The sequence below is a fragment of the Pseudomonadota bacterium genome (assembly GCA_030860485.1).
Classification (GTDB): Bacteria; Pseudomonadota; Gammaproteobacteria; order JACCXJ01; family JACCXJ01; genus JACCXJ01.
Window position 1 is genome coordinate 1 of sequence record JALZID010000375.1, and the last position, 14,994, is coordinate 14,994.

10 protein-coding genes are annotated in these 14,994 nt (G+C 61.6%); 9 read left to right on the forward strand and 1 reads right to left on the reverse strand.

Going from position 1 to position 14,994, the window contains the following annotated elements; all coding sequences use genetic code 11:
- Positions 1-46: 46 nt before the first annotated feature.
- The gene (locus M3461_23000) at positions 47-2,332 is read right to left on the reverse strand and encodes an AAA family ATPase (GenBank protein ID MDQ3777009.1); all 2,286 of its coding nucleotides are present in this window, start codon (positions 2,330-2,332) and stop codon (positions 47-49) included.
- 116 nt (positions 2,333-2,448) lie between these two features.
- Here M3461_23000 and M3461_23005 point away from each other — a divergent pair, with 116 nt between their 5' ends.
- The 9 genes from M3461_23005 to M3461_23045 form a co-directional block, all read left to right on the forward strand.
- Positions 2,449-2,685, forward strand: coding sequence for a hypothetical protein (locus tag M3461_23005; protein MDQ3777010.1), 237 nt, complete (start codon positions 2,449-2,451; stop codon positions 2,683-2,685).
- Between the two features lie 545 nt (positions 2,686-3,230).
- On the forward strand, positions 3,231-3,743 hold the full coding sequence (locus tag M3461_23010; GenBank protein MDQ3777011.1) for a hypothetical protein: 513 nt from the start codon (positions 3,231-3,233) through the stop codon (positions 3,741-3,743).
- Between the two features lie 297 nt (positions 3,744-4,040).
- Positions 4,041-4,433 carry a hypothetical protein gene (locus M3461_23015; GenBank protein ID MDQ3777012.1) on the forward strand — a complete coding sequence of 131 codons (393 nt, stop codon included), beginning with the start codon at positions 4,041-4,043 and terminating at the stop codon, positions 4,431-4,433.
- Between the two features lie 356 nt (positions 4,434-4,789).
- Positions 4,790-6,523, forward strand: a complete 1,734-nt coding sequence (locus M3461_23020) for a hydrogenase maturation protein (protein ID MDQ3777013.1) — start codon at positions 4,790-4,792, stop codon at positions 6,521-6,523.
- Between the two features lie 10 nt (positions 6,524-6,533).
- The gene (locus tag M3461_23025; protein ID MDQ3777014.1) at positions 6,534-7,469 is read left to right on the forward strand and encodes a bifunctional methylenetetrahydrofolate dehydrogenase/methenyltetrahydrofolate cyclohydrolase; all 936 of its coding nucleotides are present in this window, start codon (positions 6,534-6,536) and stop codon (positions 7,467-7,469) included.
- 444 nt (positions 7,470-7,913) lie between these two features.
- Positions 7,914-9,275 carry a multicopper oxidase domain-containing protein gene (locus M3461_23030; GenBank protein ID MDQ3777015.1) on the forward strand — a complete coding sequence of 454 codons (1,362 nt, stop codon included), beginning with the start codon at positions 7,914-7,916 and terminating at the stop codon, positions 9,273-9,275.
- A 35-nt stretch (positions 9,276-9,310) separates the two neighbouring features.
- Positions 9,311-10,162 (forward strand): hypothetical protein, encoded by an 852-nt coding sequence (locus tag M3461_23035; GenBank protein ID MDQ3777016.1) that lies wholly within the window; start codon positions 9,311-9,313, stop codon positions 10,160-10,162.
- 338 nt (positions 10,163-10,500) lie between these two features.
- Positions 10,501-11,955: an MFS transporter gene (locus tag M3461_23040; GenBank protein MDQ3777017.1), complete on the forward strand. Its 1,455-nt coding sequence runs from the start codon at positions 10,501-10,503 to the stop codon at positions 11,953-11,955.
- A 166-nt stretch (positions 11,956-12,121) separates the two neighbouring features.
- On the forward strand, positions 12,122-14,994 hold a 2,873-nt coding region (locus M3461_23045), incomplete at its 3' end, for a nitrate reductase subunit alpha (GenBank protein ID MDQ3777018.1).

The window sequence follows — 14,994 nt, forward strand, 5'->3', positions numbered from 1 at the left end:
GCACGCGCCATCGACTACCTCGCCGGGAACGCACGACGCGCACACCCTAAACGGGATCGACAACGTGGGCGGCTGCAATTCGGTCTGGAGCCGATTTTCGCGAATCCTTAACTACATAACCTATGAAGCGGGCATAATGCAAGCACATGACCCCAACGTCTTGCCCATACTGGAGGATCAGCGCCTCCTGCTGGTCGCGATCGTAGGCACGGAGGCCCTGTTCCAGGTGAGCGCGGGCCGCCGCGGGCTCCCCCAAATAATACAGGGTTGCCCCTAAGGCCAAATGCGCCGCCGGAAGGAGCAGAGGATCGGGTTGAGCTTGGGCGAGCCTGAGCAGCCGCTCCGCGAGCGCCCGCGCCCCCTGCAGTTCCCCCCGGGTGAGCTTGAACCGAAACAAGCCAAAAAGGGCGGGGAAGAGGTGCGGGCTCTCGCCGACCTGCCCGCAGAGCGCATGGGCCCGGTCATAGACACGTTTCACCTCCGGTGTCGTATAGCCCTGGGTCATCGCGAGCACTGCCCCGAGGCTCCCTTGCAGCCCGAGCTCTTGTTGGGCACGCTCACGGGTCTCGGGCAGCGTCTGTAGGCGCTCAAGCGCCCGGATCAGAAGGTCAGCCGCCTCCCGGGCCGCGGCTCGCCGAAGCGCATTCTGCGCCGCCTGCCCGAGATAGTACACAGCCCGGGAGTCGTCTCTCGCCTCCTCGAAATGCACGGCGAGCTCGGCGGCGATGTCCACACTGCGGCTACCGAAGGCGGTCTCTTTCGATTCTCCCACTTTCCGATGGAGCTGCCGCCGCCGCGATGCAGACAAACGCTCGGACAAGATCTGGGGATAAAGGGCATGCAGGAACCGGTAGCGCTCGCAGAGCCGCCGCTCGGGTACGGCAGGACCCTTGCCCCAGTCTAGGAAGAGGTGCCTACCGGCCAGGGCCCCGCAGCAGCCCTCGACCATGAGCACATCGGTGTCCAAGGCGGCGGCGACCGAGGCGGCCGAAAACTCCCTTCCGGCCACACTGGCCGCCTCAAGCATCCCTCGCTGCTCTTGGCTCAGCCGATCGAGCTGATGATCGATGAGCTCGCGTAGGCTCTCCGGCAACCGCCCGGCTAGAGCCGCCGACGGGGCCGGCCAGGGCTCCTCCAAAGGTGCTTCGCCGATCACGCCCCGGCTCATCAGATCGTCTACCATCGCGACCATGAACAAGGGGTTGCCGTCGGTGTGCCCGTGAATGAACCGCCCCCACGCTTCCAGCCCCGGGGCCTGGGGCTCCGGCGGGGCGAACCGCACGGCGAGATATTGGGTGACCTCGGGGGGTGTCAAGAATCCGAGCGGCAAGTCCCTGCACTGCGCGTGCGCCTCTAGCTCCCGCACCAGGCCTCGCAACGGATGCCCGTTCGCGATCACCTCCGCCGGCCGATACGTGCTCACCACCAAGAGGCGCGCGGGCTCGCGGCGCCGGGCCAGCAGCGCCAGCGCATCCACTGTGGAAAGATCGCTCCAGTGCAGGTCCTCCAGCCACAGCACCAGCGGTCGCTCGGCGGTCAGCCCCTCGAGCGCCCCGGCCAGCTCCCGCGCCATCCGCTCTTGGGTCGAACCGAATAATTGGCGGCTTAACGCCTCGCGCTCCGCTTCCTCCATCGAGGCGGGTATCTGGACGAGCCAGGTGGGCGCCTGTCGGCGCAAGAGCGGGATGAGCGCTGGCCCCTTCCGGCGCAGGAGACCCCCGAGTGCCTCGAGCACCGGAAGGTAGGCCTCTCCCGCGCCATAGTGGTCGATACACTGGCCGCGTCCGACCCAAAGATCCTCATGAGCCCCCGCGGCCTGCGCCAGAAAGGCATCGATGAGGGCGGTCTTGCCGATGCCAGGTTCCCCTGTGACAAACACCATCTGACGATTGCCACGAAGCGCCCGCTCCAGGGCGTCGTGTAGTTGCGCCAGCTCCTCGTGCCTGCCTACGAATTGGGAGGGCGGTTGCAGGGCAGGAGGAACGCTCGATTCAATGAGGCCCAGGACGGGCGGGGTGGAGATGAGCGGCGCGATGAACCGGTAGCCTCGTCCGCCCGCCGTCTCGATGAAGCGCGGGTTCTTGGCGTCGTCCCCAAGCGCGCTCCGCAGCTTGCGGATATAGCCCCGCAGCAATCCCTCACTGACGTAGCCGTGCTGCCAGATGGCCTTCAACAATTCCTCTTGGGTGAGCAACCGCTCCGGATGCTCGGCCAGATAGCGCAAGAGCAGAAACGCCTTCGGCCGCAAGGCCAAAAGCTCACTCCCGCGCCAGAGTCTCTCGTTCGCGAGATCCAGCCGAAAGGGAGGAAAGGTGAGGTCTGGTTCGTGCACCACCGCACTTCTTCATGGCTGCGCAGCCTTCTTGTGGCCCCAAGGTAACGCAAAATCCACGAAAATTCCACGCTCGGTTCACGGCGCCCTGGCTTCGCGGCGCGTATGCTTTGGGCGTGGTAGGAGCAACGCACACAAGATCGAGCGGGCCTGCCTATGATCGAGCGACCATCGAGGAGCTTCCGCCGCTGTCTGTGCAGCGGGCTTTCGTGGTGCAGTTCCGCTCGGGGAGTGGCTTGGGGCGATTCGCCGGCCGGGTCGAGCACATACCCTCCGCCCACGCCGCGCGCTTCGGTTCGAAGGATGAGCTGCTTGCGTTTCTCACGCGGGTCCTGGCCGAGGTAAGTGAGTAGGGTTCCGCAGGGGAACAGGTCTGTCCAGCTAGCTCGTGTTAACCCGAGCCCTGCCAGTCGAGGACGAGACCCAGTGACGCAAGAAAGTTCACGGCAACGAAACTTCACCGCCAACGGCCCCTATCGATTAACGTCGGACACCTTCAGTACAACGCTTCTCGCCATCGGGAGCAAGTAGCAGCAAAGGTCGGGCACGGACCTGGGCCAGGACATTGGGACCCGGCCAGTATAAACCCCGGGTGGCCGTGTGGCTTGGCCTACCGGTAGGGTCAGCCGTACGACTGGTTTGTAAGATAGTTCACAGACAATTTGTGAAATAGTTCACAGACAAGCGCCCGGGATCGCGTTACAACCCGCCCATCGGATCACCGAATCGGTGGCGCGGTGCGTTGTGAAGGCATCCAGAGTCCATTCCCGCTGGCAGGCCGCCGCTCTTGGGGGGACGAACGTGCGTTGGCGCCGGCGCCAAGCACGGTGTCGACCGAGGCGACGTCGGGCACTGTTGCCGAATGCCGCACCGCGGTCTGGCAGGAAAAGAGGGATCTTTGTCATTGCAGATAGATCCGGTACGGGAGCACGAGCTACAGCAGGAGGATCAAGCATGTCACAAGAAACGCTGGCGGATAATCAAGATGGTCATGTTCCTCAGGCGACCGGGCGGCCAGTCCCAGTTCAGCACACATCTGGGCTCGGAGGCCGACGCCGTGCGCGATAGTCGCTGGATCCAGACCTGGGTCCTGGGTCAACCGGATCCTGACAAGGGTCGCGAGGTGTTCTCGTCTTTGAGCGTAGAGGCCCAGAGCCGGCCCGATATGCGCGGGTTGCAGACCTGGATCCTGGCTCACCCGCATGCCGATCTGAGCATCGAGGCGCTCTCGGAGCGGGTAGCCATAAGCCCGCGCAACCGCGCGGATATTTTTCATCGGGCTGCCCTCTTCGCGGTCAATTCCGAGACTACCGCGTCCCGACGCCTTGCCGCAGGCAAATTGAGACGCCTACAGACGCGTGTGTCGCGCGCAATCGCCACCCGTACACCGATCGCCTCCGGTGGCACGTGAAATGAGCCCATATTTCCCCACCCCTGTGGATATCTTTGGGCGATGGTTTCAACTTATCAAGTATAGACGGGATCTGTGTAAGGAGGAATCATTATGCCATCCGAATCCATATTACCTGTGAAGCTTCAGCCACCCGGCACCGGTCTACCCGCTCTCGAATTGGCTTTTGCTCGGGTCCATGCCCGAATCACATGGCCCCTGACCTCACAAGCGGCCGCTCTGAGGCGGTTCAAGTGTGAAGCGGACACGATTCTCTCCTTAGCACGCCGTGTCCCGGCCCAGCAGGGCAGGGTCCGCGTGCTGATCGACCGGATCTTAGGGATCGAAGACAGCAGCCGGTACTGGTCGGTGTTCATGGTGCTCGACCACCTGCGGATCGTGGACACCGGTATTGCCGAGATCCTCGAGGCGCTAAGCCATGATCGCCCTTACCCAACGGAGGTCCGCATCCAGGACGTGAAACCGCGTGTGGACGCCGGTCCCGAGGCCATAGAGGATTTGATAAAGGCCGTTGCCGAGTATGGGGCCACCGTCCATCGAATCGGGAAGCTGCGTGGCCGCCTGCGCCATGCCCATCCGTGGTTTGGGCCCATGACCGCCCATGATTGGCATTGTTTGGCCGCGGGTCATCATTGGATCCATCGACGGCAGCTAGAGCGGATACAGCGGAGGCTCATGAATGAAGGATAGGACGTTCAACTTCGCCCGGCTGTTCGTGCAGGAGACGGGCATGAAGCCGGCCAAGTTCGTGGAGGGAGCGCGCCTCGAGGCGGCACGCTGCACGCTGGAGCAGACGGCTCTTCCCGTCGAGGCCATCGAAGCGCCGCGGGTTTCGGTGATCCCAAGCGCATGCGCCGGAGCTTCCGTCGGTTGCTCCGGGTCAGCCTTGGCCTCACGCCGCGAGGGGGTGTCTGGGAAGCAATCATGGCCGATTGCATGCGTCGGCGAGAGATTTGTGGATGTTTCACAGAAATCAGTGGGGCAATCCCGCAACGGTAGTCGCGGTATTACCTAATGCGGATTACGTATACATCGAGGGGCACACAATGAACGTCTTATTTCTCACCTCGGCTCACAATAGCCTGAGCCAGCGCCTGTTGCTCGAGCTTACGGACCGAGGCCATCAAGTTTCGGTCGCTTTGGCCACGAGTGATGAGGCGATGCTAACCGCGGTCGTGGAGCACGCGCCCAATCTCATTATTGCTCCGATGCTAAAAATCGCTGTTCCGGAGGCGATCTGGTCTCAGCATACATGTCTCATCATCCATCCCGGTATCAAGGGCGATCGAGGACCTTCCTCGCTCGATTGGGCTATCCAGATGGGCGAGAAGATCTGGGGTGTAACCGTCTTGGAAGCTGTCGGCGATATGGACGCGGGACCGATCTGGGCGTCGCATGGTTTCCCAACCAGTGCTCCGCCCGTCGCGAAGAGCAGCCTCTACCGTCACGAAGTCACCGAGGCCGCCGTGCGCTGCGTGATCGAGGCCGTGGCCAAGTTTGAGTTGGATGATTTTCGGCCCGAGCCGCTTGATTACCGTAACTACGATGTACATGGCTGTCTGCGCGCACCCATGCGACAGCCGGATCGCACCATCGACTGGATTCGCGACCCGACAGAGATCATCGCGCGAAAGATCCGCGCGGCGGACAGCCAGCCGGGGGTTTTGGACAGTTTGTTCGGTAAGCCATATTACCTCTACGGCGCGCACGAGGAAGACCGCATCAAGGGAGCACCAGGCGAGATCCTGGCCCAGAGGCATGGGGCCATCTGCCGCGGCACCGTCGATGGGGCCATCTGGATCACCCACCTCAGGGCCAAGGACCACGGACCTGTCGCCGGGATCAAATTGCCGGCCATACAGGTGCTGGGAGAATTCTTCCAGACGCCCACCGCGATGCTTTCGATGGGGGCGCCGATGGATTTCCGCACCTTCCGCGAGATCCGATACACCGAGAAGGACCAGGTCGGGTATCTGTACTTCGACTTCTACAACGGCGCGATGAGCACCGAGCAGTGCTACCGGCTACGCGACGCGTTCCTGGCGGCGCGGGCCCGCCCCACAAAGGTGATCGTGCTCTTCGGGGGGCGCGACTTCTGGTCCAATGGTATCCACCTCAATGTAATCGAGGCGGCTCCCGATCCCGCCATGGAGTCTTGGCGCAACATCAACGCCATCGATGACCTTATCTATGAGATCCTCAACACCATGTCACATCTCGTGATCGCGGGTTTACGCGGCAATGCCGGCGCAGGAGGCGCGATGCTTGCCCTCGCGGCCGATCATGTATATGCGCGCCGGGGTGTGGTGCTCAACCCTCATTACAAAAGCATGGGGGGACTCTATGGCTCGGAATACCATACCTATACCCTACCGCGACGGGTCGGCGCGGGGCAGACGGCCGAGCTGACCGAATGCTGTCTGCCCATAGGCACCAAGGCGGCCAAGGCAATGGGCTTCCTTGATGACGCCTTCGGCGCCAGCCTCGGCGAATTCGAACAGGAGATGATGCAAAGGGCGACGGGAATGGCGCAGGATCCGTGCATCTGGCGCCTGCTACGTGAGAAGCACGAGAAACGGCTGGCGGGGCAATGCATCAAGCCCCTCGCGGCGTACCGTGCCGAAGAGCTCAGGAAGATGCGCGCCAATTTCTTCGGCCCGGATCCCGCCTACCACGAGGCACGACAGAGGTTTGTCTATAAGGGTGCCCCTGTCTCGCGTGTTCCAGAGAAGACGGCGCGCCAGCCCGTTCCCATCAGGTCGTTGGGGGCGATGGCGTAGCGCCGAAGATATGGCTGCCATCGTCATAAACGGCAATGCCATCGCGGCAGCGGTACGCCGGGAATGGAAGGGAAGAGCGGAGGCACTGAAACGACGCGGCGTCCTACCAGCCCTGGCGGTGATCATCGTCGGTGACAACCTCGCGTCCAAGATCTATGTGCGCAACAAGGTCAAGGCGTGCTGCGAAGTCGGGCTGCATTCCGAGGTGCACGAGTTGCCTACCGACATCGGCGAGGACATGGTCCTGGCCTACATACGGCGCCTCAATCACAACCCTGATATTCACGGAATCCTCGTGCAGTTGCCATTACCGCCGCAGCTCGACAGGGACAAGGTCCTCGCCACCGTTTCGGCGGACAAGGACGTCGACGGGTTTCATGTCCACAACCTGGGCGCCTTGGTAACCGGGAACGCACTGTTCCCGCCGTGCACGCCATACGGCATACAGTGTCTTCTCGATCACATGCAGATCCCCATAGAGGGCCAGAACGCGGTGGTGGTCGGACGCAGCACTATCGTCGGCAAACCGATGGCCCTCATGCTCCTTCAGAAGGGGGCCACGGTCACCGTCTGCACCTCAAAGACCAGAGACCTCGCGACGTACACGCGCCTTGCGGACATCCTCGTGGTGGCGACGGGCAAGCCGAATCTCATCACCGCGGCCATGGTGAAGGAAGGCGCGGCGGTGATCGACGTCGGGATCAATCGGGCACCGGATGGCCGTCTGGTGGGTGACGTAGATTTCGATGGGGTCCAAGAGAAGGCCGGCTACCTCACGCCCGTGCCGGGTGGGGTCGGTCCGATGACGGTAGCGATGCTCATCGCCAACACGGTCCGTGCGGCGGAGCGGCTGGCGGGCGAAGCGTGCAGGCTCACGCAAGGGGAGGATGTCGCAGGCCTGCCCCCCAGGGCAGCAAGTTGTACAGAGTACTACCATGGTTTGTGAAATAGTTCACAGACAAGCGCACCGGGATCGTGTTACAAGCCTATCATCGGATCACCGGATCGGGTGACGCGGGGCGTTATGAAGGCATCCACAGTCCATTCCCGATGGCAGGCCGGCGGTCTTGCGGGGACCGAACGTGAGTTGGCGCCGGCGCAAGGCACGGTCTCGACGGAGGCGGCCTCGGGCGCTGCCGCCGGATGTCGCACGGCTCCCGGCTCGACCCCGAGGTGCGACGAGACTTCGATCCCCACCTTCGTCGGGCTGTCGGGCTCACCGCTTGTTCATGCTCGACTATCTCGGTCTCGGCCTGGCCGGCGGGCTCATGGGGCTCTTGATCGGGCTCGGTGGGGACGGGATCTCATGGCAACGCGCAGCGTGTGGTTCAGCGCATGGCCGTGCCCCTCGCCATGCTCTCAGACATCATTAACTTATAAGGAGCAAGTCATGAAAAACCCATACTCAACTCTATTATTCGCTGTCCCGATTCTGTCTCTCAGCTTGGCAGGTTGTGCATCAACGCAACCTAAAAGCATCGGTTCTGCCCAGGCCGTCCAGCCTGCGGCTGCGGCCTCTAAGGACGTTCTCAAGACCTTGGAGATCCGCGCCGTTGATTTGGGCTATGAGCCGAATGCGCTGACCGTCGCCACGCCGGGTCGTTATGTCGTCAAACTCCTTAATACTGGCCAGATGCCGCACGATATTACCTTCCCGGATGGCGCGAAGATTTCGGCTCGCGCAGGCGCCATCGCCGTCGGAGAGGTCGAGGTTCCGGAAGACGGCATTGGCTTCATTTGCTCAGTCCCTGGCCATTTCCATGCGGGCATGAAAGGCGAGATCCGGGTGACGGGCACTGGGCCCATCAAGGATAGTGGTCCTGCCGCGGCGACTGTGGTTGAGCCTGATCCCAAGGCGCCACCCTACAAGCTCTATGACGCCAGAGCCCCCGAACCGCTCCGTGGCAGCAAGGTCCATGACATCGATTTGGTGATCGAGGAGAAGCTGATGACCGTCGCGCCGGGCTATGTGCAAAAGGTCTGGGCCTTCGGTGGGAAAGTGCCGGGGCCGGTGATCCGGGTCAAACAGGGCGACACCGTGAGGGTTCATCTGAAAAACCCCACCAGCAATGAATTCGCTCATTCGATCGACTTCCACGCTAGCCAGGTCGCCTGGAACGACGAGATGACCTCGATTAAACCGGGCGAAGAAAAGCTCTACGAATGGCGGGCGGATTATGCCGGGGTGTGGATGTACCACTGCGGCAGCCCCCATCCCTTACATCACATGGCCAATGGGCTGTACGGGATGGTTATCGTCGAACCGAAGGGGGGATTCAAAGAAGTCGACCACGAATTTGCCCTGGTGCAGAGCGAATGGTATTTGGGACCGCAGCGGCAACCCACGGATCTCAGTAAAGCGTCTAACGCGGCTTACCCCGACCATGTCGTGTTCAACGGCGTCGCCAACCAATATAAAGACCACCCCCTGCAAGTCGATACGGGCAAGCGCGTGCGCATGTTCGTATTGAACGTGGGTCCGAGTAAGGATAGCTCCTTTCATATCGTGGGGACGATTTTCGACACGGTGATCAAAGAAGGCGTCACTCTGACGCCCGATAACCCGGGCCACTATGGTTCCCAGGCGGTCGATCTGGCGCCGGCCCAGGGGGCGATCATCGAGTTCACGACTGCCGAGGACGGCCTCTATCCGATCGTCACCCATGCCTTCAATTTTGTAGGCCGAGGGGCGCTGGGCCTGGTCAGAGCGGGTGACGGCGATCCAAAAGGGACAGGGGTTGCTGCAAAGTAGAAGGACGGGCGATAAAGCCTATTTAGGCTTTATCAGTGGCAGGGGTCAATCTGGTTGGAGATAACCCGACGTTAGGTTTTTCAGATGCGACAGAAACGGGAAGTCGGACAATGAAACCTTATACCCGATTACTGCCGATTCTGGTTGGATTGAGCGGGTGTTTAGATCCCCAGATCCAGCCATCTAGCCTTAGTGTCAGTCAGATAAAAGCGGTCCTGGTGCTTCCCATTGAAGCACCGCCGCTGGAGGTGACGCCGGACTTGCTTCTGACCCAGCAGCCTAGCCTGGCGATGCTGAGTGAAACCATACCACTCGATTCGGTGCTAGACCGTAAGGTCTATCGTGGTCCCGGTGGAGTGCTCATCGCTGGCTGGGTCGATGGGACTCCGGCGGCAAGCTTCAACGACGGCAAAGCCCTCTGGATACCAACGATGGTGCTGGCCCAGCGGATCGCTTCCCAGTTGTCGTCGGGCGGCGCCATTAAAGCCATTGTAAGTAAGCGTTATTACAAGCTTCCCCGACCCAGCGAAGCACGAACCGCACATCTTGAAAACTGGAGGTACCCAATCAGGCAATGGTACAACCAAGCAACCGCTTCGATTGACTATAGCCGGTTTGGTGCAGATCCTGTAGATGCTGTCTTAGAGGTTGGTTTAGGCCGCTATTCCATCTGGGAAGAGCAAGTAGAGCTGCAGGTTTTAATGAAACTGATCGATCCTCATACTAAACAGGTGTTGGGAAGGATGAGTAGTGAGACGTACCCGACATTAAGCCATCCTCAGGCGCTGCTGAACGGTGATGGTGCAAATTTCAAACGGTTTGTCACTCAAACGGGCACACAGCTTATCGCCGATGGGTTAACGTACTTCGGATTTGCATCAAGGTGAGCGATCGGCCGACGGGCCGGCCCCGCCAGGCTGTAACGCAGGTGACTCGTGCAGTGCCCAGGGAGGGGTTTGCTCGATTTCGGTTTGAGACTATGCCCATGGGTTGCCGGGATGAAGGATCGCGGTTTACGCGCACCACCTCGGTTGACTGATCAGAAAGGGTGGAACCTCACTATGCGGGAGTTCAATAGACTGATCCACCCAAGCAATGGTTCATGTGGAATTCTTCGAACAACTCCCTCGTTCCGCGGACCTCGCGGGCTCTGCAGAAGATGCTGTGCAGCCGGGGTAGTCTCGCATTCCATGTACAGAGGACTCTTGCGATCCGGTCTCGCCATATGACAGCCAGCGAAAAGCTCAACCTCTTCTCTCTCCGCGGCAAGAACCGCGTCTTGCACCTCACCTGGTTTGCCTTTTTTCTCGTCTTCGTCGTCTGGTTTAACCATGCGCCCCTCATGGCCTCTATCCAAGCGAGTATGGGGTTGAGCGAACAACAGGTCAAGATTTTACTGATCCTCAATGTGGCCCTCACCATTCCCGCACGGATCATCATCGGTATGCTGGTCGATAGAGTAGGGCCGCGGCTCGTTTACTTCATGCTGCTGCTTGTCTCTGGCTTTGTGTGCCTGTTTTTCGCCCTGGCCGAGACGTTTGAGACCCTGGCCTTTTGGCGTTTTCTGCTCGGGTTTGTCGGCGCCGGCTTCGTCATCGGAGTCCGCGTGATCGGCGAGTGGTTTCCTGCGAAGGAAGTCGGGTTTGCCCAGGGGATCTATGGGGGCTGGGGGAATTTTGGCTCGGCGGCTGCGGCGATGAGCCTGCCTGCGCTAGCGCTTCTCTTTGGTGGCGCCGACGGCTGGCGGTATGCCGTAGGGATCACCGGGGGCGTCATGCTATTGTACGCATTTGTTTATTATTTTTCGGTCGCCGATACCCCGCGGGGAACGATGTTCTCTAGGTCGCCCAAAGTGGGCGCGCTTGAGGCCAGGAGCAAGGCCGATCTTGCTTTTTATCTCCTGTTGAACATCCCCTTGTACGGCGCCTTGGCCTTGCTCACACGTGCGCTCGGCACGCTGGGCCTATTATCTCAGGGGGCGATTGGCATCGTCGGCCTGGTCCTCATCAGCGCCTATATTGTGCAATCTTACCGCATCTACCAGATCAACGCCGCGGCGCTCAGAAACCCAGGCCCAACGATGCACAGCTACAGGTTCAAGCAAGTGGCGATATTGAGCTTTGCGTATTTGGTGACTTTTGGCGCGGAGATCGCCGTGGTGTCCATGCTACCGCTGTTCTTCAAAGAGACATTTGACATGTCATTGGTCCAGGCCGGAGTTGCGGCTTCTAGCTTTGCATTCATGTCCTTGATCGCGCGCCCTTTGGGCGGCCTGTTGAGCGACCGCTATGGACGAAAGCGCACCCTCGCTTTTCTGCTCGCGGGCCTTGCAATAGGATTCCAGCTGATGAGCCTGGTCGGTAACGATTGGCCGCTCATCCTTGTCATGCTCGTGACCGTGTCCTGCGCTGCCTTCGTGCTGGGCGGCGCAGGGGCAGTATTTGCCATCGTCCCGCTCATCCATCGCCCCCTGACGGGTCACATCGCAGGGATAGTCGGTGCCTATGGTAGTGCGGGCGGGGTGTTCTTCTTGACGGTGCTATCTTTTGCGTCGCCATCGGTTTTTTTCCTTGTAATCGCCTTGGCCGCGTTCATCGCGCTCGGCGCGGTGTTATCGCTGGACGAACTGCAAGAGGCCGTAGCTGAGGAGCTGCCTGGTGGCCAGGCGGAGCGGAGATAAACAGAAGTGAAAATGTCCATGTGCGAGTCTCTTAAACGCCATGCTGCGCGGCACGCTAGCTCGCGTGTGGTTTGGTTATGGCCAGGGGTGCGCCTTGCTCCGCACTTTGGCGGAATGCCGGCGGAATATCTGGCTGTTCTGCAATGACCGCTTCAGGAGACAATCCATGAGCCATTTTCTAGAGCGTCTGAGATTCTTTAAAAAAGTGCAGGGGACATTCTCCAACGGCCACGGCATCGTTACCAACGAGGATCGCCAATGGGAAGAGGCCTATCGCAACCGCTGGCGCTTCGACAAGGTGGTGCGCTCGACCCACGGGGTCAACTGCACCGGGAGTTGTTCCTGGAACATCCACGTCAAGAACGGGTTGGTCGCCTTCGAGATGCAGGCGACCGATTACCCGCGCACCCGCCCGGACCTGCCCGACCATGAGCCTCGGGGCTGCCAGCGCGGGGCGAGCTATTCCTGGTATCTCTACAGCCCCCACCGGGTCAAGTATCCGCTCATCCGCGGCCGACTCCTCGACCTCTATCGCGTCGAACGCGCGCGGGGCCTCGACCCCGTCGAGGCGTGGGCCGCGATCCAGGAGGACCCCGAGAAGCGCCGCCAGTACACCGCCGTGCGGGGCCTGGGAGGCTTCATACGCAGCGACTGGGAGGAGGTGACCGAGGTCATCGCCGCGGCCAATGTCTACACCATACAACAATACGGGCCGGACCGGGTGATCGGCTTCTCACCCATCCCGGCCATGTCCATGATCAGCTACGCGGCCGGGACCCGCTACCTCGGGCTCATCGGCGGGGTGCCGCTGTCCTTCTATGACTGGTACGCCGATCTGCCGCCCTCCTCGCCCCAGACCTGGGGCGAGCAGACCGACGTCCCCGAGGCCGCGGACTGGTACAACGCGGGCTATATCATCGTATGCGGGGCTAACCTCCCCATGACCCGCACCCCGGATGCCCACTTCTACGCCGAGGTGCGCTACAAGGGTACCAAGGTGGTGGCGGTCGCGCCCGACTACGCCGAATACGTCAAGTTTGCCGATCTCTGGATGCCGGTGAAGCAAGGTACCGATTCAGCCCTGTTCCTGGCCATGGGCCACGTGGTGCTGCGCGAATTCTTCTTGGAACGCAAGGAAGCCTATTTCCTCGAGTACGCCCGTGCCTACACCGATCTCCCCATGCTGGTGCGTCTGCGACCCCATGGCAAGGGCTACACCTTTGACCGGCTGCTGCGCGCATCGGACTTCGACGATAGTCTCGGCGAGGCCAACAACCCGGAGTGGAAGTGTGTGGTCTGCGATGAGGAGACCGGCAACTACACCGTGCCGAACGGCTCAATCGGCTTCCGCTGGGGGGAGGAAGGTCGCTGGAACCTCAAGCTCAAGAACGGAGACACCGGTCCGGGCACTCGCCCGCGACTGAGCTTCAGCGGCGGCGCGGACGAAGTGGTCTCGGTCGCCTTTCCACACTTCGAGTCCGCCGGCGGGCGCATCGTCAATCGCAAGGTGCCGATCCGCAGGCTCCAACTCAACGGTGAAGAAATACTCGTCGCCACGGTGTTCGATCTCCAGCTCGCCCAGTACGGCGTGGATCAGGGCCTCGGCGGCGCGCACGTGGCCGCGAACTACGACGACACCCAAATACCGTACACGCCCGCCTGGGCTGAAGGGATCACGGGTGTCAAACGCGCCGACATCATCCGCACCGCGCGCGAGTTCGCGGACAACGCCGCCAAGACGCTCGGGAAGTCCATGGTGATCCTCGGGGCCGGGATCAACCACTGGTACCACGCGGACATGACCTACCGCTCCATCATGAACCTCTTGCACCTCTGCGGCTGCGTGGGCCAGAGCGGTGGCGGCTGGGCCCATTACGTCGGGCAGGAAAAGCTGCGACCCCAGGCGGGCTGGGCGCCCATCGCCTTTGCGCTCGACTGGCACCGGCCGGCACGGCAGATGAACGGCACCAGCTTCTGGTACTTCCACACCGATCAATGGCGCTACGAGCGGCTCGCGGCCGACGGGCTCCTGGCGGCCACCGCCAAGGGTAAGTACCGCGGCTGTACGCTCGCCGACTACAACGTGGTCTCCCAGCGGCTCGGCTGGCTGCCTTCCGCGCCCCACTTCAACCGCAACCCGCTGGCTATTTGCACAGAGGCTGAGTCGGCGGGCGCGCAGAACGACCAGGAGATCGTCGATCATCTCGTTGCCCGGCTCAAGAGCGGCGAGATCGACTTCGCCGCCGAGGACATCGATGCCCCGGAGAACTTCCCCCGCAACCTCTTCGTCTGGCGCGCCAACCTCATCGGCTCCAGCGCCAAGGGCCACGAGTATTTCCTGAAGCACCTCCTTGGCGCTCAGAACGGGGTCATGCAGCCGGTCACCGAGGAGGCCCGAGGCAAGGAGATCGAGTGGCGGAGCGAAGCCCCCATCGGCAAGCTCGACCTGCTGGTCGATATTAACTTCCGGCTCAACTCCACCGGGGCCTACTCCGACATCGTGCTCCCGACCGCCACCTGGTATGAGAAGAGCGATCTCAACACCACCGATATGCACCCCTTTATCCACCCCCTGACGGAGGCGGTGAATCCCGGGTGGGAGTCGCGCTCCGACTGGCGGATCTTCAGGGGCATTGCCAAGGCATTTGCCAGGCTCGCCGCCAATCATCTGGGCAAGCGCAAGGACCTCGTCTCCATCCCGCTCCTGCACGACTCCCCTGCGGAGCTCGGGCAGCCCCTCGGGGTACGCGACTGGAAGCGGGGCGAGTGCGAGCCCGTCCCCGGCAAGACGCTGCCGATCTTCAAGGTCGTCGACCGCGATTTCGGAGCGACCTACAAGAAGTTTTGCGCGCTGGGGCCGCTCATGGTCTCCCAAGGCAACGCGGTGAAGGGCCTCGCTTGGAACACCGAAGAAGAGTATGAGCGCCTCAAGGTCCAGAACGGCGCCATCGCCGAGCCGGGAATCACGCAAGGCATGCCATCCCTCCAGGACGACATCCACGTCTGCGATGCGATCCTGATGCTCGCGCCCGAGACCAA